This is a genomic window from Pseudomonas caspiana, assembly GCF_002158995.1.
GTDB classification, from domain to species: domain Bacteria; phylum Pseudomonadota; class Gammaproteobacteria; order Pseudomonadales; family Pseudomonadaceae; genus Aquipseudomonas; species Aquipseudomonas caspiana.
In genome coordinates this window covers 22,688-40,484 of sequence record NZ_LOHF01000012.1, presented here as the reverse complement: position 1 = coordinate 40,484, position 17,797 = coordinate 22,688, and the positions used below count along the sequence as shown (strand labels likewise).

The following is a 17,797-nucleotide window of genomic DNA, read 5'->3' as shown; positions in this document are numbered from 1 at the left end:
TGGCTCAGTTACTTCGTGTCACAATTTGCTATCTCTCTAGAGAACTGCCCATGGATACCCTGCAAAACATGCGCGCGTTCAGTTGTGTGGCGCAAGCGGGAAGCTTCACGGCTGCTGCCGTCCAGCTCGACACTACTACCGCCAACGTTTCGCGCGCCGTTTCTAATCTTGAAGCGCATCTGCAAACCCGTCTGCTCAACCGCACCACACGCCGAATCGCGCTCACAGAAGCCGGCAAGCGTTATCTCCTGCGTTGTGAACAGATTCTGGGTTATGTGGAAGAGGCCGAGGCCGAAGCCAGCGATGCTCATGCGCGACCAGCCGGTCAGCTCAAGGTGCATTCGATGTCCAGCGTTGGTCAGCATTACGTGATCGATGCTATTGCCCGCTACCGGCGCAATCACCCGGATGTTTCCTTCGACCTGACCATGGCCAATCGCGTGCCGGATCTGCTCGAAGAAGGCTATGACGTGTCCATCGTGCTGGCCAGTGAGCTGCCGGACTCGGGCTTCGTGTCCCAGCGTCTGGGCATCACCTACAGCATTGCCTGTGCGTCGCCGGAATACGTCAAAAGCTTCGGCATCCCGCTCAAACCCACTGACCTGCTCAACCATGCCTGCCTGCGCCTGGTCAGCCCGGTGTTCCCGCTGGAGAAGTGGCTCTTCGACGGCCCGGAAGGTCAGGAAATGGTCACAATCCATACCTCGCCATTTCTGGTCAATTCCGCAGACGCGATGAAGACGGCGATCAGTAGCGGCATGGGTGTTGGCATCCTGCCGATCTACTCCGCCATCGAAGGCTTGCGCAACGGCACGCTGGTGCGGGTGCTGCCCGAGTACCGCTCGCAGGAGCTGAACCTGTACGCCATCTACCCGTCGCGTCAGTACCTGGATGCCAAGATCAAGACGTGGGTGGAATACCTGCGCGGCTCGCTGCCGGAAATCCTCGCGGCGCATGAGGCTGATCTGCATACACACGCCATGCGGTCGATCGCCTGAACCCTGGAATGCATTCGGTGCCCCTGACACCGCGCTGTCGCGCAGCAAACGGGGACCTGTAGGAGCGCACGAGCACCGCGAGGCCGCGATTGCGGTGTATCAGACACGACCCTATCGCAGCCTCGCGTTGCTCGAGAGCTCCTACAGGCCGATGTTTACGGCTCGACGACGAGAATGTTAGCGTGCTACTCATCTGTAACCCTTTATAAAAAGCGTGCGAGAGTAGCTACCCCATGAAAAAGACCGTACTTGCCTTTAGCCGTGTATCCCCCGAAATGGCCGAACGGCTGGAACAAGACTTCAACGTGATCGTGCCCGACCCGAAGCTGGGCGACATGAATGCGCAGTTCAATGACGCACTGCCCAAGTGTCACGGCATGATTGGGGCGGGTCGCCAGTTGGGGCGCGAGCAACTGGCAGCCGCCACGCAGCTGGAAGTGGTGTCGAGCATTTCAGTGGGTTACGACAACTACGACGTCGGCTACTTTAACGAGCGCGGCATCATGCTCACCAATACCCCGGATGTGCTGACAGAAAGCACCGCAGACCTCGGGTTTTCCCTGATCATGAGCAGCGCCCGCCGGGTTGCCGAACTGGACGCCTGGACCAAGGCCGGTCAGTGGAAGCGCAGTGTTGAGGCCGCGCAATTCGGCACGGATGTGTACGGCAAGACGCTGGGTATCGTCGGCATGGGCAACATCGGCGCAGCGGTTGCACGTCGTGGTCGTCTGGGTTTCAACATGCCGATCCTGTACAGCGGCAACAGCCGCAAGACCGAGCTGGAACAGGAGCTGGGCGCGCAATTTCGCAGCCTTGATCAATTGCTCGCCGAGTCGGACTTCGTTTGCCTGGTGGTGCCGTTGAGCGAGAAGACCAAGCACCTGATCAGCAGCCGTGAACTGGGCTTGATGAAGTCCAGCGCGATCCTGATCAACATTGCCCGAGGCCCGATCGTCGACGAAGCTGCCCTGATCGAAGCCTTGCAGAACGGCACCATTCGCGGCGCCGGGCTGGATGTGTATGAGAAGGAGCCGCTGAGCGAGTCGCCACTGTTCAGCCTGAAAAACGCCGTGACCCTGCCCCACATCGGCTCAGCCACCACGGAAACCCGGCAAGCCATGGCAGACCTTGCCTACACCAACCTGCGCGCTGCGTTGCTGGGTGAGAAGCCGAAGAACCTGGTGAATCCGCAAGTTTGGAAGGATTGATAGCCCTGTAGGATCTGCCGCAGGCTGCGATTGCGGTATACCTGAAAAACGCTTCGCAGCCTGCGGCAGCTCCTACAGATAATGCATTCCACTTACTTCAAGCCAGCTTCGCCCCCACTGGCACCACCGCCTTCGGCTTCCTGAACACCAGAATATTGCCCAGCATGACCAACACCAGCCCCATCAACGCCGGGGCGGTCCATTGGTAGCCTTCCACTAACGCCGAGATGTTCAGCGCCACCACCGGGAACAACACCGTGCAATACGCTGCGCGCTCCGGCCCCATGCGGCCGACCAGCGTCAGGTAGGCGGTGAAGCCAATGACCGAGCCCGGAATCACCAGATACAGCAACGAACTGATGTAGCGGGTCGTCCACTCAAAACCAAACGGCGTACCACTGAGCAAGCAATACAGGCTGAGCATCCCGGCGCCGTAGAGCATGCCCCAGGCATTGGTGGTCAGCGGCCGTAAACCGGCTTTCTGCTGCATGCTGGAAAGCATGTTGCCCGCCGAAAAACACATCGTACCCAGTAACGCCAGGCCAAGGCCCATGAGTGTTTCGCGACTGGCGCTGTGCCCGGACAGCTCAGGCCAGAACATGCATCCCAGCCCGATCAGGCCCAGCGCACCGCCGGTCAATACGCTGCGCGCGATTTTCTGTTTGAAGAAAATCCGGGCATTCAGGGCGTTCCACAACGTCGCGGTGGAAAACACGACTGCGATAAGCCCGCTAGGAATCCACTGACTGGCGGTGAGGAAACACATGAAGTTGATACAAAACAGGCACAGCCCCTGAGCGACGCAGAGCATGTGGCCACGCTGATTGACCTTCTGCAGCTTGCCGCTGAGCAGCAGCATCGCGAACAACACCAGCGCGGCAAGGCCGAATCGATAAACGATGGAGACCGCAATCGCCACTTCGCCAAGCTGCAACTTCAGTGCGATCCAGGTGGTGCCCCAGATCAGGACGGTAAGCAAATAAAGCGAAATGTTCATGATGCGACTCCCGATTTGAGCCATCAGTCTGCGACGAGCATGAACCGGCCATTTGCATAATCTTGCGCATTTGCTTCAGCGGTGGCTGGCAGCGAGTGCTGTAAGGCGTAGGATGCGAGCCATGCCAGCCATCGAATCCATTCAGGTCTTTCAGGCCCTTAACAGTTCACCCCACGCTCAACTTGAGCAGAGCGCGGTGCTGGGCGATGGTTTGGTCGCGGCCTTGTGGAACAATCGCCACGATTCGCAGGAGTATCACGGCCCCAGTCACCACACGCTGTCTTGCTACATCGACGGCGGCACGGGCACGTTTCGTCGCGACCGACCGGATCAGAAAGGCAGCCCCGACAAACTCTGCACCCTGCCCGCCGGGCATGAATCCGCCTGGGTGATCAATGGCGAGATTCGTCTGGCGCATCTTTACATCAGCCCGGAGCAGTTCGCCCTGGGTTGCATTACCCTGCTGGACCGCGAGCCGCGTGAGCTGCAGTTGCGGGAAAACACGTTTCACGATGATCCCGGACAGGCCCAGCGCTTTCGTCAGTTGATCCAGATGAACTGGAATGAGCCCGGCGAGCGTTTGTTGACCAGCAGCCTGGCCCACGAAATGCTCAGCCGCGCCATGTTCGATCAGGTTGGCATGCGTGAAGGTTTGCGTTTGAAAGGTGGGCTGGCTGCGCATCAACGTCGGCAGTTGGTGGAGTTCATCGAAACTCACCTCGCCGAACCGCTGAGCCTTGGGCAACTGGCGGGGCTGTGCGCATTGTCTGAATATCACTTCGCGAGGATGTTCCGCGAAAGCTTCGGCTTGCCGCCCCATCAGTACCTGCTGGCCCGACGCCTCAACCATGCCCGGCAGTTGCTGCGTTCAACGCACATGGCCTTCGGGGCGATTGCGCTTGAGTGCGGTTTTGCCAGCGCCAGCCATTTCAACAATCGCTTCCGGCAAGCAATGGGCGCGACGCCGGGGGAGTATCGGTTGGCGTTTTCCGGACGTTGAATCCAATCCTGTAGGATCAATGGATTTCAGCAAGACAGGTGTCACGCCAGCATCTGATTAATAAAAATCAGCGGCCCCACCAACACCACCGCAGCGGCCAGTACCAAGACCAGTCGTGGCAGGAACGGGATCAGGAACACCAGCAACAACGCGCTGCCCATGAGCGCCGCAAACCATTGCACCAGGCCCACCCCAATCGGGGTGGAAGCCAGCGCGGCCCACAACGAAAGCGCCAGACACAACCAGCCAACGGCCTTGAGCAAACGACTGCGGCTGGCGCTGATTTTACCGTGCAGTAACTCGCCATAGTGTTTGGTCATGGACAGGCACAACGCGGTGAAGCCCACATAACACAGCAAAGTCGCCAGCCACATCAGTGCACCTCCTTTTCAAACCTTGCTGTGCCAATCACCGACGCAGAACGCTGTTCAGCAGCCACTGCAATCGGCGGCACCCGGCGGAATTTCTTTGCGCCCCATGCCATAAACAATCCGGTAAACAAAACGGTCAGGTCAAAGCCGATCAATACCCAGTCCTGATTTTGCAGTGACGCCAGCAGGTACTCGCCACTGGTGACGATATCCAGCAACGGCAACCCGGCAAATAGCACCGCGCCCAGCATCAATTGCTCGCGCCACGCCTGGCGCCCCTTACGCAGCAACGCATGCAGCACTGACAGACCCCAAACGCTGAAGAACAGGTTGATCTCCCAATCGCTACGTTCGGCCAGCCCAATCGGCAGCAGACGGTTAGCCCAGAAGAAGGCCGCGATGGCGACCATCAGACCGGCCATGCCTGCAATGTTCAGTACTTCGACAAGCCTCAATTCGAAAGGCAAAACACCGGTTTTGGCGTGCTTCACCTGACGCTTGACCAGCCACATCACCAGCCCCGTGCCGATCATCGCGGTCCCGGCAATGCCGAACACAAAATACAACCAGCGCAGTAACGGACCGGCGAACTCGCCCAGATGCAAACCGTACATGGCTCCAGATACCAGCAACGGGACGGAGCGCTGAGTCGGTGCAGTCAGCAACTCACCACTCACACCGTTGAACACCACGTTAATACCCGGATCGTGAATGACGCTGCTGCCAGCACCGGGAGACACCACGACCGTTGCCGCTGCATCACCCGGGTTATAGACCACCAAGCGCTCCACCTCTTTATCGGGCCATTGTTGCCCACCCGCGCGCACGATCGGCGCAAGGGGTGCCAGGGCAGCAGCCGCACCGGTTGCCTTGGTTGTGTTGGTATTCGGAAAAACATCGGCAAAGAACGCCTGAGTGTCCTTGCCATAAGAGGCCACGATACTCGCAGGCATGACCAGCGACATGAAAATCACCAGGCTGCTGTAAGTGATCATCAGGTGAAACGGCAACGCCAGCACGCCGATCGCGTTATGCCCGTCCAGCCAGGAGCGCTGCCCCTTGCGCGGCCGGAAGGTAAAGAACTCTTTGAAGATTTTCTTGTGGGTGATGATCCCGGTGATCAGCGCGATAAACATCAGCATCGCCGCGATGGTCGACAGCCAGCGCCCCCACGGATGCGGCATTTGCAGCTGGAAGTGAAAACGATAGAAGAACTCGCCGCCCATGCTGCTGCGCGTCTGGATTTCCTCACCGGTTTGCGGGTCCAGACTCTTGCGGGTAAAGGCCCCGCGTTTGCCTTCTTGCGCAGCGGTCTGCCACATCAGGCCCAGTGCAGGCTCACGCTCATCAGGCAGGTCAATAAACCAGCGTGTGGCGCCCGCAGCATTTTGCTGCAGATAGGCCTGGGCCCGCTCGACACTTGCTTGCGTGTCCACGACTCGCGCCGGAATCTCCGGATGGGTCCAGCGATTAATTTCTTCCTTGAAGTAGGACATGGTCCCGGTCAGGAATATCGCAAACAACAGCCAGCCGAATACCAGGCCGATCCAGGTGTGCAGCCAGGCCATGGCCTGACGGAAACCTTCCTTCATGACAACCACCGTCCCAGACCAAACACCGCGGCAAGAATCGCTGCGGGCAGCAATACACCCGCCCATGCACGCCAGGCCGTCCGGCAGGCAAAGCACCAGATAACCACCAACAGATACGCTACAAAGGACAGCATCATCCCGGTAACGACCGCATCGGCACGGGGCATCGGCACCCACTGGCTAATGCAAACGCTGGTCAGGGCCGCGACCAGATATCCGCCCAGCAGCGCGGCCACAATGCGTGAAGCGACCGCTAGGCGATAAGCCAGGGTCACGCCGGCCGGCTTGGCTTTGCGTAAGCGCTCTTTAACGTCAGGGGCGGTTTGCGGAGCATCCATGGTCGCGTCATTCATCAATGAGCAATCGTCAGTAAAGGACAGCGCACAGTGAACCATTGGCGTTGAAACGGCATGAGAGTTTCCTGATCGGGAGGCTATCGGGCAGGGCATTCTTTGACGCTCTGCACGAACAGAACGCAATATTAATGATAAATATTCTCATACGCAAAAGAGTCTGCCAGAATCCGCGCAATTAAATGGTTCATCCGGACTGCACCCGCTCATGCCCATCGCCCAATACACGCTTAACGAAACTGTCGAAGGCCTGTATCACGCCCATCACAACTGGCTGACGAGCTGGTTGCGGCGGCGCTTGGGTTGCCCGCACAGCGCGGCGGATCTGGCACAGGATACCTTCGTCAAAGTCCTGCTGGCCCGCGATACAACCGAGATCATCGAGCCGAGGGCGTTCCTGACCACCATCGCCAAGCGCGTGCTGTTCAACCACTACCGTCGTCAGGATCTTGAGCGCGCTTATTATCAGACGCTGGCAGAAATGCCGGAGTGTGTCGCCCCTTCGGAGGAAGAGCGGGCGATCATTCTGGAAACCTTGCTGGAGCTGGATCAGTTGCTTGATGGCCTTCCGGTTGTGGTCAAGCAAGCTTTCCTGTTGTCGCAAATCGACGGTCTGAGCCACGGAGAGATCGCCGCACAGCTGGGGATTTCCATCGCCACGGTCAAACGGCATCTCAATAAAGCGCTGTTGCGCTGCTACTTCGCGCTATGAATTCGAATACCGAATCCCTGAACAAATCCGACATCGCGCCTGCCGTGGCCGAGCAGGCGGTGAGCTGGCTGATCGAAATGCAGAGCGGCGCCCTCGCCCCTGTGCGTCAGCAGGCCTGGCAACTCTGGCTGAACAGCAACACCGAGCACCAGCGGGCGTGGGCGCATATTCAGCGGGTCAATCAGCGTTTGAGCGGGCTGTCTTCGCCATTGGCGCATGCGGCGATCAACGCGCCGAGGTCCAGCAGCAGGCGTCAGGCGCTGAAACTGCTGTTGCTGTTGGGCGCGGGCTCGGCTGCCGGTTGGGGGTTACGCGACCAGCTTTCGTTACAGCCGTTGCTTGCCGACTTTCACAACGGTGTTGGCCAGCAGCGCAAGATCGCGCTGGACGACGGCAGCGAAATTCACCTGAACACCGCAAGCGCTATCGACCTGCGCTTTGATGCCCAACAACGCCTGATCAAGCTGCTGCAAGGCGAAATCATGCTGACGGTCGCCGATGATCCACGTCCGCTGAATCTGATCACGGCCGAGGGCAACATTCGTCCGATGTCGGCAGGCAGCCGTTTCGACGTGCGCCAGTTCGACGGTAAAACCCAATTGGCCGTGTTCAGCGGCACGGTACAGATCAATCCGGTCACATTCACTGGCCCAGGCTTGCAGTTGCAGGCCTCGCAGCAGGTGGTATTCAACCGCAATGTCTGGGAACCGGTGAGAGCGCTGGACGCCAACAGCGGCGCGTGGGCCGATGGCATGCTGGTCGCAGCGCACATGCGCCTGCAAGACTTCCTCGCCGAACTGAGCCGCTACCGCCGCGGCCATCTGCAATGTGATGCGAAAGTCGCGGACCTGCTGATTTCGGGCAGTTATCCACTGGCCAACAGCGAGCGGATTCTGGACTTGCTGGAGGTTGCATTGCCAGTCAAGGTCAAGCGATTTACCCGCTATTGGGTGAGTGTCGAGGCGCGGGTTTAGCCCCAAGTTCATTAAACAACACGCATTTGAAATGAGATCCCTGTGGGAGCGAGGCTTGCCCGCGATAAGGCTAGATACGATTCACTTTAGATCGCGTTCAGCCTTATCGCGGGCAAGCCCAGCTCCCACATAGCCTGCATTCCAACTGGAATAATTATTTTTCAAAACCGGTGAGCCGTTTTTGGCTTCTCGCGTGACAGACAGGGAAAGCACCTCAATCCTCTCGCCCAAGGACTCCTGTATGTCAGTTCGCCCCAGCCGTTTGTCTCCCCTGTCTCGCTCGTTGCGGCACATCGTGTTTGGTGCCGGTCTTTCGCTGTGCAGCGTGCCGCTGGTGCTGGCCGCCGATGTCGACAGCAAGTCGTATCACATTGCCCCGAGCGCGCTGGAAAACGCGTTGAACCAGTTCGGTCGCGAAGCAGGCGTGCTGATTTCCTATGGTTCGCAACTGACCAGCGGTTTGCAGAGCCGTGGGCTGGAAGGCCAATACACAACGGAACAAGGGCTGGCGGCATTGCTGGAAGGCACAGGCCTGCAGGCCAATCCAGACGGCCAGAACGGTTTTACCCTGCAGCCGGTCAGCGCGCCGGTCAACGGCCCGATCGAGCTGGGCGTCTCAAACGTCGTCGGAGACTGGTTGGGGGAGGCGCAAGAAACTGACGTCTTCGAACATCCCGGCGCACGGGACGTGATCCGCCGCGAAGAAATCGAGCGCATGGGTGCCAGCACTGCACGTGAAGTGCTCAACCGTATTCCCGGCGTAAACGCTCCGGAAAACAATGGCACCGGCAGCCATGACATGGCGCTGAACTTCGGCATTCGCGGCCTAAACCCGCGTCTGGCGTCGCGCTCGACGGTATTGATGGATGGCATTCCGGTGCCCTTTGCTCCATACGGCCAGCCGCAACTTTCCTTTGCACCGGTCAGCATGGGCAACATGGACGCGGTGGACGTGGTTCGCGGTGGCGGCGCGGTGCGTTACGGCCCGCAGAACGTCGGTGGGGTCGTTAACTTCGTGACCCGTGCCATTCCTGACGAACCCACCCTCAAAGGTGGTTTCCAGACTGAAACCAGCCCGTCCTCCAGCCATGACGGCTTCAAGACCACGGGCAATGTATTGGCCGGGGGCACTGCCGACAATGGTCTGGGCGGCGCGATTCTGTACACCGGCGTGCGCGGTGGCGACTGGCGCGAACACAGCGATACGCAGATCGACGACCTGATCCTCAAGGGCAAGTACCAGATCGATGAAGCCAACAGCGTGAACGCGATGGCTCAGTACTACGAAGGTGAGGCCGAGATGCCGGGAGGCCTGAACGTTGCCGACTACAAGGACGATCCTTATCAGTCGACGCGCTTGAAGGACAAGTTCTGGGGCCGCCGCACCATGGTCAACTTCGGTTATCGCTACGAAGAAGACGCGCGGGTTTTCACTGCCAATACGTTTTTCACCAAGACCCTGCGCAGCGGTTATCTGGACCAAGGCAGCTTTGTTTCCCTGTCACCCCGCGAGTACTGGGTTCGTGGTCTGGAAACGCGCTTCTCCCAAGGTTTTGCGCTGGGTGAAACATGGCATGAAGTCGGCGTCGGTTACCGCTACATCAATGAAGCCGGACACGAACTGCGCTATCGCGAAAACACCGTGAACAATGTGCTGCCGACGACCAGCAGCCGCTTCGACCGCGATACCCGCGGCGCTACCGAAGCCAATGCGATCTACATTGATGACCGCATTGACATCGGCAAGTGGACCATCACGCCGGGCATTCGCTACGAAAGGATCGACACTGCGCAATCCGACAACTTCAACAACCTCAAATACAAGGGCGACTACAACACCGCCCTGCCCGCGTTGAACGTGCTGTATCACCTGACCGATAGCTGGAACCTGTATGCCAACACCGAGGGCTCGTTCGGCAGTGTGCAATACAGCCAGATGTCCAGCCGCATCGCCGGGGGCGAAGTCAAACCCGAGAAGGCCCGTACCTGGGAATTGGGCACGCGTTATGACAACGGCAACTTGCGCGCAGAGATCGGCGCGTTCCTGATCAACTTCGATAACCAGTACGAAACCAACCAGACTGACAGCAGCGTTATTGCCCGCGGCGAAACCCGTCATCAAGGGATCGAGACCAGCGTCAACTATGCATTGGCGGGACTGAATCCGGCGTTGGCAGGTTTTGATGTGTACGCCACGTATGCCTTCGTCGACGCGACCATTCGCGAAGACGGACCGAACAAGGGCAACCGTGTGCCGTTCGCGTCGAAACACAAAGGCACCCTGGGTGTCGCCTATACCGAAGGCCCATGGAAGTTGAATCTGGACAGTTCGTACCAGAGCGATCAATTCGCCGACAACGCCAACACCCGCACAGAAACAGCCAATGGCGCTGCAGGCAAGATCCCCGGCTACATGCTGTTCAGCACACGTGCCGCCTACGATTTTGGCCCGCAATTGTCTGATCTGAACGTCGCGGTCGGGGTGAAAAACATCTTCAACCACGAGTACTTCACCCGCTCGTTTGACGACAACAACCGAGGCAAATACGTCGGCGAACCGCGCACGGTGTATGTGCAGACTTCTGTGGCGTTTTGATCCACCGCGTCGCCTGCATCGCGGGCAAGCCCGGCTCCCACTGGCATGGTGACTCTAAGCCGAACTGTGGGAGCTGAGCTTGCTCGCGATGAACGATGACGCAGTATGGCTACTGGCGGCGTCTCATGCATCGCGGGCAAGCCCGGCTCTCATCAAACAACATGCAACCCACTGGATTGCAATGCATTTTCTGTAGGAGCTGCCGAAGGCTGCGAAGCATTTCTGCTGAAACACCGCGATCGCAGCCTTCGGCAGCTCCTACAGGTCCTATGTTTGCCGCGAGACAGCGTGGTGCCATCGACACCGGGGTGACTCCCACAATGATTGGGTTACGCTCAGTTTCGGTGTTACCACCGATACGTCGCACTCGCCTGCACGGTGCGTTGCGAGCCGTACCAGCACCAGCCGTAACCGCTGCAGGACGCGACGTATTCCTTGTCGGCCAGGTTGGTCACATTCAGCGCCAGCCGCAGGTTGTCCATCGGGTTGTACAGGCTTGGAATATCGTAATGAGCTGATGCGTCGAACAAGGTGTACCCAGGCACTTTCAACGAGTTGGCATCATCACCCCAGGTGGCACCTACATAACGCGCACCACCGCCGACACCGAAGCCTTTCATCTGACCGTCACGGAAGGTGTAATCAACCCAGGCTGAAGCGGTATGGCGTGGGATGGCGATGCTGGTCTTGCCTTCTGCAGGCTCAAGCGGACCGCTGGCGATACCGCTACCCGGTGCCACTCTGACGGTGTTGTTCGACTTAGTGGTCTGGTTGTCCAGGTAGGCATAGGCCGCTGTGATGTCCAGGTTGTCGCTGAGGCTGGCTTTGCCTTCCAGCTCAAAACCTCGCGACTGCACTTCGCCGCTCTGTACCTGACAACGGCTGCCGTTGCACCGAGGCGTGATGTCCGGATCGAGAGTCAGCACATTCGATCTACGCAGATCGAAAATCGATGCGGTAATGAAGCTGTTGCTACCCGGCGGCTGGTACTTGATACCCAGTTCGTATTGCGTGCCTTCGGTGGGATCAAATGGCTTGTTGCCCAAGCCGGTACCCGATTGCGGCTCAAAGGATTCGGAATAGCTGATATACGGCGCCAGGCCGTTATCGAATAGATAGACCAGCCCCAGCCGTCCGGTGAAGGCTTCTGCCTCGGTCGAACTCTTGGTTTTCACCCCCGTGGCAATGCGTTTCGAGCTGTTGGTGCTGTCTGCCCAGTCATAACGTCCACCGGCCAGAAACACCCACTTGTCCCACTTCATCTGCTCTTGCAGGTAAAGGCCCTTTTGCTGGCTGCGACCTGTCGCATCGGTGACATAAGCTGGCACTGTCACAGGGCTGCCGTAGACCGGATTGAAGATATCCAGGGATGCAGTCTGGGGAAATCCGGACGCCTTGGTATCCGTACTCGTGTTTTGATAATCGGCACCGAAGAGCACGGTGTGCTGCAACGGCCCGGTGGCGAATTTAGCCTGGACCTGATTATCAATTGTGTAGGAATCAAGATTTACATCAGTCGCGATAACGCTACGGTCAAGAGTTCTGAAATCTGACCGCAGCGAGCTGTTATAAACACTGCGATAGAGCCCCTCACTGCGCATGTACCGGGCGTTCTGACGGATAGTCCAGACATCGTCCAGATGATGTTCGAACAAGTAACCAACGGAATGGTAATTGCGATCACTCTTCTCGATATCCTTCTCGCCATCATAAAAATCGACATCAATGTCACGACCGGTCGGGCTACGCAGCACTGAACCAAAAGCGGGAACAGCCCCATACGAAGCGCCCTTAGGATCCGCCTGATAATTGGCCAGCAACGTCAGCGACGTATCTTCACTCGGCCGCCAGGTAAACGCCCCAGCGATGGATTGGCGACGGGTTTCCGTGTGTTCAACCTGGCCATCAGCATCGTCGTACAGACCGGAAAGACGATAGGAATAAACACCCTGTTCATCAATCGGACCGCCGAAATCAAAGGTCGTACGCTTCTTGTTGAAAGTGCCGTAAGTCAGGCCGATTTCGTGAAACGGAGTGTCAGTCGGCAATTTGCTGACCATGTTCACCACACCGCTCGGACTGGCCTGGCCATACAGCACGGACGACGGGCCACGCAGGACTTCAACGCGCTCCAGATCGAACGAGTCTTTCTGCGGGGAAGCATCGCGGCTGCCCGGCATGCGCAAGCCGTCCAGATAAGTCGCGGGCGAAAAGCCACGAATACTTAGCTGATCAAGACGCGAAGCGGTCGCGCCGCGAGTCTCTGGCACAACGGCTGCGGTGTAGCGCAGGATCTGGTTCAGGCTCTGTGCACCCTGCGCGGTCATCTGGTCTTTGGTCACCACTGAAATCGATTGCGGGGTTTCAATCAACGCGGTGTCTGTCTTGGTCCCGGTACGGCCACGGGTTGCCACATAACCGGAAACCGGTCCCGATGCCGTCTCGCTACGATAGGCGCCCTGAATATCCGTTGCACCCAACTCCATGGCACCGGCCACTGACTCGGGAGCTGCTTCAATGCGATAACGATTGGCCGACAATGCCGTAGCCCGCAAACCGCTGCCCGCGAGCAAACGTGCCAGAGCGACCTGGGTATCGAAATCGCCCTGCAAGCCGGCGCTGTGCTTGCCACGGGTTAGCGCCGGATCGAAGGCCAGCGCCAGCTTCGCCTGCTCGGCAAGGCTGTTGAGTGCCTGGCTCAAATCACCGGCCGGAATCGAAAAGCTTCGTACAGTGGCCTGCGCGGCCGGTACGGATTCAGCAGCATTGAGCGGCGCGGCGGCGAACGCCATGACGACGGCCAGAGCCAGTGGTTGCAGAGAATGGACAGCGCGTGACATGGACGATCCTTGGCTGGGAAATGAAGTACTCCTAGCCATGACGCACACGCGAAGAAAACAGACAGCGAATGAGATGGATTTCCATTCAAAAAGTGATTTTTTTATTTTTTGCCGCGAAATATTTCTTTCACTGTGGGGTTGAATTGTTTCTCCAGAAGCGCCAACACTGTGACTGAGGCCAGACGAAAATGAACCTCCTGAACAGGAGCCATGTCCGATCTCACAAGAGCAAGCCTTAGAAGGGAACAACTATGCAAATCCAGGTCAATTGCGATAACCACATCGAAAGCAGCATCCGACTGGAGGAGTGGGTACGTACCACTGTTGAAAGCACGCTCGAACGTTACGAAGAGGATCTGACCCGCATCGAAGTCCACATCCGCGATGAAAACGGTGACAAGCCCGGCCCGCATGACATGCGCTGCCAAATGGAAGCCCGGCCAAAAGGTCACCAGCCTATCTCCGTGACTCATAAAGCCGACACCCTGGATCAGGCAGTGGATGGTGCCGCAGTAAAACTCGACCATGCCCTTGAGCATCTATTCGGAAAATTGCGTAAAAAGCGCGCAGGTGCGCCAGTTATTGAAGGCGCAGAGCTGGAATCGGAAAACCCCGACGCTCTGTTGCAAGAGGAGTTTCTGGAGAAGGAGCAGGAAAAAAGCGTCGCCCAACTGGGTTGAGCAACGCATTAACCTGAATCAAATTACGACCTCTTGAACGAAGGGCGGACCTGAAAAACCAGGTCCGCCCTTCTTCGTTTCCGGCCTCAATTGGCGGGCGTGATCCTGACGAACAACGGCGTGAAATGCTCGACCCTGATCGGCAGGTTATCGGCCAGTGTGGCGAGCGCCGCGTCACTGTCATCCAGACGAAACACACCGGAAACACGAATGCCCTGCAGCGCCTGCTCATCGAACTGCAGGACGCCGTGCCGCCAGGATGCGAGCGCTTGCAGGACTTCGACCAGTGGGCGGTCATCCGCTTTGAGCATCCCGCGGGTCCAGGCAGCCGGGTCATCGTTCCCCATGGCTTTCGGTGTCTGTACTACTCCATCCTTCAGCGTCGCACTCTGCCCGGTGTTAACCCGCACGTCGGTCGAGCGATCAGCATTGGCGGCAATCGCCGACTCAAGCACGCTGACCTGAACCGAACCATCCGGCCGTTCACGCACCACAAAGCGCGTACCCAGCGCTGTTATGGTGCCTTGACTGGTCTTGACCACGAACGGACGGTGTAGGTCTTTTGCGACCTGTACCCACATTTCACCGCGGTACAACTCGATGACTCGCTGCCGTTCGTCGAATTCTACGTCCAGTGCCGAGTCGCTGTTGAGCTGTAACTGGCTACCGTCGGTGAGCAAAACTTCACGTCTTTCGCCGGTATTAGTGCGTTCATCAGCGAGCCAGACTGGCCCCTGATCAACACTGAACCAGCCGAAAACCAACATTCCCAACAAGGCAATTACTTGTGCAGGCCGGGACGAAAGCCTGCGTTTGGCCGGGGGAAAAACCTTGCCCAATGCTTTCCTGGCGGGCTTGACGGGCAGCTGCTCGAAACTGCCCATCACCTTCTGCATGCGAGTAATGGCCAAGGCATGTCGCGGGTCAGCGTTGCACCACGCATTGAATGCCTGCCGGTCGGCCGCGCTCACGGCATCGTCGTGCAGCAACGCCAACCACTGCGCAGCCTGACCGATCATGGCGTCGCAGGGTTCTTGTTCTACATTCATGACAAGTGGCCCGAACCATGCAGAGTCTTATAGCAATGCACCAGCACGCTGGCCATGTACTGCTTGACCATGCTGGCTGAGACACCTATCACCTGAGCGATCTCGCTGTAACTCAAGCCGTCCAGGCGGTTGAGCAAAAACGCCTCGCGTGGTTTGGCGGGCAAACCTTCCAGCATCACGGAGATTTTTTCCAGGATCTGCAAGGCAGCATGAATCGCCTCAGGGCTGGGAATACTGCCCTCTTCAGCATTGAGGGCCAATACCTCCAGGTAAGCGTGTTCGATCTTGCGGCGCCGGGCACCATCGATTAGCAGACGGGTGGCAGTAGTGGTCAGAAATGCACGAGGTTCTTTGAGGTTTTGCGGCTCTGCGATTGTCAGCACACGGATGAACGCGTCATGGGCCAGATCGGCCGCACGCTGCGAGCAACCGAGCTTTTTACGCAACCACCCGTGCAACCAGGAATGGTGGTCACTGTAGAGCGCGGTAAATTGCCGGTGACGAAGGATCAAGTCGTCATCGGATGCAGGAATGTCGCGCATGCGGCAATGCTTCTCAAACAAGAAAAATTATCATTAACGCGGAAGATGCCATCATTCAGTAACAACGGCAAGCGTAAGAATTTTCCGATCTTTCACTCATTCGTCGAGAACTAAAGGGTCAAACGCCCAGTCAATTTATGCAGTCCCTACTGGCAGGTACCGAAAATGGATAATCCTTTTCAACAGATTACCGATGCTTTTCATCCTGACTATCGGGTGAATCTGAGCATTCAAGGCCTCGACGGCAGCATTATGCTGACGTTGTCGAACGAAACCGGCGTCGTCGCCAAACGTTTGATCAGCGCCGCTCAGCGCAATGATCCCAAACGCTTGCAACGGCTGATCGAAAGCGTGCAATTCGGCATTGCTATCGAAGAAGGCCACAGCGCGATCAAGATTTTGGCAGCGATGACTGACGGCAACGTGAAGCGACTCGCGCCACCACCGTCAACCCTCGCGAACCTGTTGAGCAACCGTCCAACACTGGCGGTGGGAATTTGATGCAGAGTCATCGTTTTTTTCACGATGGCAGCATCCTTCATTTCAACCTCTTGTCAGGCCCTACTGACGTAATCCGCCAGCGGGCCTGAATCATCACAACATCCAATATCCGGAAGCAACTGCACTCCCTCTTCTGCAGGAGTGAACGTGTTCGCGATGGGTTGGAACTGCGTTTCCTCTCCTGAAAACAAAGCATACCGCCATCGCAGCCTGCGGCAGCTCCTACTAAAGCAGTCAGTGGACTCAGCTTTCCGACTTATCCTTCACCGAAGGAAAGCGCGAGGAGGCAAACCGCACCACCAGAATCGCAAACGCCAGCAGCAGAATCCCGCCACACAGATAGATGATCCCCAGATCAGGCGGAGCATGGTGAGAAACGTCGCTGATCAACAACCGCGTCAGGGCGGTGATCGCTACGTAGATCAAGAACCGGATTGGCATGTGGTTGGTCTTGAAGTAGATCCCCACCATCGCCCCGAGCTCGAGATAGATAAACAGCAACAGGATGTCGTCAACGCTGACACTGCCTTTGCCGATCATCTCGACGAAGGCCAGAATCGCACCGTACGCCGTGATCGCCCCAATCCCGAAAAGCGCCAGGTAATGGAAAGCCTCTACGCACAGATTGCCAAGCGAATCCGCTTGATCGTGCAGGGTCTTGCGCAGCTTTTCAGCCCATTTCAGTTCCGACATTTTCAACTCATCCTGTACAAAAATTGAGCAACACTTCCCGGTCAACATAATGCCGCTTTGTAGGTGAAGCTTTGCCGCGCGTGATTCTCAAGCAGGAACGAGGCCATTAGCCAGAGTTAAGAGCGCGGCGGGTTGTCGCAAGGCACATGAAGGGAGTAAAAAAGATGCGTGTTAGCCACTATTCAAGCCAGAGTGATTGGCTTATGCTTACAACTGTATAAACAACCAGTATTCGTTGCGACCGATTGTGCAGCACCGCAAGTCGGCCGTTCTGACCTGCTTCATAAGCGTTGACCTGTTTCACAAGCACAACCAGGGGCGTGCCCCTCCAATACTGCACCTGATTACGAGGCCTCACATGGCTGTTGAAACCCTATATCGCAGTACCCGCGACTTGGAGACTACATTCGTGGATCGTAAACTCGCCGATGCACACGACCAGATGCTTGAACTGGCAGAGTCGCTGACCGAGATTCTGCTGAAGAACGTCCCGGGACTGACCGAGCAGCAAGCAGAAGACACCAGTATTTTCATGGCTAAAAACCGTGTCGTGTTCGCTGCGGCGTTCAAGAACAACGCAAGTGCGCTGGCGGAGTTGGGGCAGGAAGGCTGAGCGCCTGACACCAAAGCAGGCCTAACCGGCGAACATTGGACGGTAGGAGCTCACCGAGGTTACGAGACCAGCGATAGC

General features: G+C 57.6%; 17 protein-coding genes. 9 read left to right on the top strand and 8 right to left on the bottom strand.

What is annotated here, in order from left to right:
* Positions 1-50: 50 nt before the first annotated feature.
* Both AUC60_RS15155 and AUC60_RS15150 read left to right on the top strand, forming a co-directional pair.
* Complete coding sequence (locus AUC60_RS15155) at positions 51-998, top strand: LysR family transcriptional regulator (protein ID WP_027900201.1); 948 nt, start codon at positions 51-53, stop codon at positions 996-998.
* Between the two features lie 233 nt (positions 999-1,231).
* On the top strand, positions 1,232-2,206 hold the full coding sequence (locus AUC60_RS15150) for a 2-hydroxyacid dehydrogenase (protein ID WP_087268897.1): 975 nt from the start codon (positions 1,232-1,234) through the stop codon (positions 2,204-2,206).
* Positions 2,207-2,303: 97 nt separating this feature from the next.
* Here AUC60_RS15150 and AUC60_RS15145 read toward each other — a convergent pair whose 3' ends face one another.
* Complete coding sequence (locus tag AUC60_RS15145) at positions 2,304-3,203, bottom strand: DMT family transporter (protein ID WP_087268894.1); 900 nt, start codon at positions 3,201-3,203, stop codon at positions 2,304-2,306.
* Between the two features lie 121 nt (positions 3,204-3,324).
* Here AUC60_RS15145 and AUC60_RS15140 point away from each other — a divergent pair, with 121 nt between their 5' ends.
* Entirely contained in the window at positions 3,325-4,203 is an 879-nt protein-coding gene (locus AUC60_RS15140) for a helix-turn-helix domain-containing protein (protein WP_087268891.1), read from the top strand.
* A gap of 41 nt (positions 4,204-4,244) precedes the next feature.
* Here the strand turns inward: AUC60_RS15140 and AUC60_RS15135 are convergent, their stop codons facing one another.
* Genes AUC60_RS15135 through AUC60_RS15125 form a run of 3 tightly spaced genes read right to left on the bottom strand, consistent with a single transcriptional unit; the run spans position 4,245 to position 6,519 of the window.
* The gene (locus tag AUC60_RS15135; RefSeq protein WP_087268886.1) at positions 4,245-4,577 is read right to left on the bottom strand and encodes a DUF3325 domain-containing protein; all 333 of its coding nucleotides are present in this window, start codon (positions 4,575-4,577) and stop codon (positions 4,245-4,247) included.
* Positions 4,577-6,166 (bottom strand): PepSY-associated TM helix domain-containing protein, encoded by a 1,590-nt coding sequence (locus AUC60_RS15130; RefSeq protein WP_087268883.1) that lies wholly within the window; start codon positions 6,164-6,166, stop codon positions 4,577-4,579. Before AUC60_RS15130 ends, AUC60_RS15135 begins: the two co-directional genes overlap by 1 nt.
* The gene (locus AUC60_RS15125) at positions 6,163-6,519 is read right to left on the bottom strand and encodes a DUF3649 domain-containing protein (protein WP_087269220.1); all 357 of its coding nucleotides are present in this window, start codon (positions 6,517-6,519) and stop codon (positions 6,163-6,165) included. The genes AUC60_RS15130 and AUC60_RS15125 overlap by 4 nt, the downstream gene beginning before the upstream one ends.
* Positions 6,520-6,727: 208 nt before the next feature.
* On the opposite strand from AUC60_RS15125, the gene AUC60_RS15120 reads away from it, so the two are divergent.
* From AUC60_RS15120 to fecA, 3 genes are all read left to right on the top strand, one after another.
* Entirely contained in the window at positions 6,728-7,231 is a 504-nt protein-coding gene (locus AUC60_RS15120) for a sigma-70 family RNA polymerase sigma factor (protein WP_087268881.1), read from the top strand.
* Entirely contained in the window at positions 7,228-8,205 is a 978-nt protein-coding gene (locus tag AUC60_RS15115; protein ID WP_087268878.1) for a FecR domain-containing protein, read from the top strand. Before AUC60_RS15120 ends, AUC60_RS15115 begins: the two co-directional genes overlap by 4 nt.
* A gap of 241 nt (positions 8,206-8,446) precedes the next feature.
* A complete protein-coding gene (gene fecA / locus AUC60_RS15110; RefSeq protein WP_087268875.1) occupies positions 8,447-10,801 on the top strand; it encodes a TonB-dependent Fe(3+) dicitrate receptor FecA in 2,355 nt (784 codons plus the stop codon).
* A gap of 347 nt (positions 10,802-11,148) precedes the next feature.
* On the opposite strand, the gene AUC60_RS15105 is transcribed toward fecA, so the two are convergent.
* Positions 11,149-13,641, bottom strand: a complete 2,493-nt coding sequence (locus AUC60_RS15105) for a TonB-dependent siderophore receptor (RefSeq protein ID WP_087268872.1) — start codon at positions 13,639-13,641, stop codon at positions 11,149-11,151.
* A 251-nt stretch (positions 13,642-13,892) separates the two neighbouring features.
* Between AUC60_RS15105 and AUC60_RS15100 the strand changes: the two genes are divergently transcribed.
* Positions 13,893-14,321, top strand: coding sequence for an HPF/RaiA family ribosome-associated protein (locus tag AUC60_RS15100; RefSeq protein WP_087268869.1), 429 nt, complete (start codon positions 13,893-13,895; stop codon positions 14,319-14,321).
* An 86-nt stretch (positions 14,322-14,407) separates the two neighbouring features.
* On the opposite strand, the gene AUC60_RS15095 is transcribed toward AUC60_RS15100, so the two are convergent.
* Together AUC60_RS15095 and AUC60_RS15090 are read right to left on the bottom strand one after the other, a co-directional pair.
* Positions 14,408-15,370 (bottom strand): FecR family protein, encoded by a 963-nt coding sequence (locus AUC60_RS15095; RefSeq protein WP_087268866.1) that lies wholly within the window; start codon positions 15,368-15,370, stop codon positions 14,408-14,410.
* Positions 15,367-15,912 (bottom strand): sigma-70 family RNA polymerase sigma factor, encoded by a 546-nt coding sequence (locus tag AUC60_RS15090; protein WP_087268863.1) that lies wholly within the window; start codon positions 15,910-15,912, stop codon positions 15,367-15,369. Before AUC60_RS15090 ends, AUC60_RS15095 begins: the two co-directional genes overlap by 4 nt.
* A 165-nt stretch (positions 15,913-16,077) precedes the next feature.
* Between AUC60_RS15090 and AUC60_RS15085 the strand changes: the two genes are divergently transcribed.
* Complete coding sequence (locus AUC60_RS15085; RefSeq protein WP_087268860.1) at positions 16,078-16,413, top strand: DUF3509 domain-containing protein; 336 nt, start codon at positions 16,078-16,080, stop codon at positions 16,411-16,413.
* Positions 16,414-16,656: 243 nt separating this feature from the next.
* Here AUC60_RS15085 and AUC60_RS15080 read toward each other — a convergent pair whose 3' ends face one another.
* A complete protein-coding gene (locus AUC60_RS15080; protein ID WP_087268857.1) occupies positions 16,657-17,106 on the bottom strand; it encodes a phosphate-starvation-inducible protein PsiE in 450 nt (149 codons plus the stop codon).
* Between the two features lie 358 nt (positions 17,107-17,464).
* Between AUC60_RS15080 and AUC60_RS15075 the strand changes: the two genes are divergently transcribed.
* Positions 17,465-17,719 carry a YebG family protein gene (locus AUC60_RS15075; protein ID WP_087268854.1) on the top strand — a complete coding sequence of 85 codons (255 nt, stop codon included), beginning with the start codon at positions 17,465-17,467 and terminating at the stop codon, positions 17,717-17,719.
* The last annotated feature ends 78 nt before the right edge of the window (positions 17,720-17,797 follow it).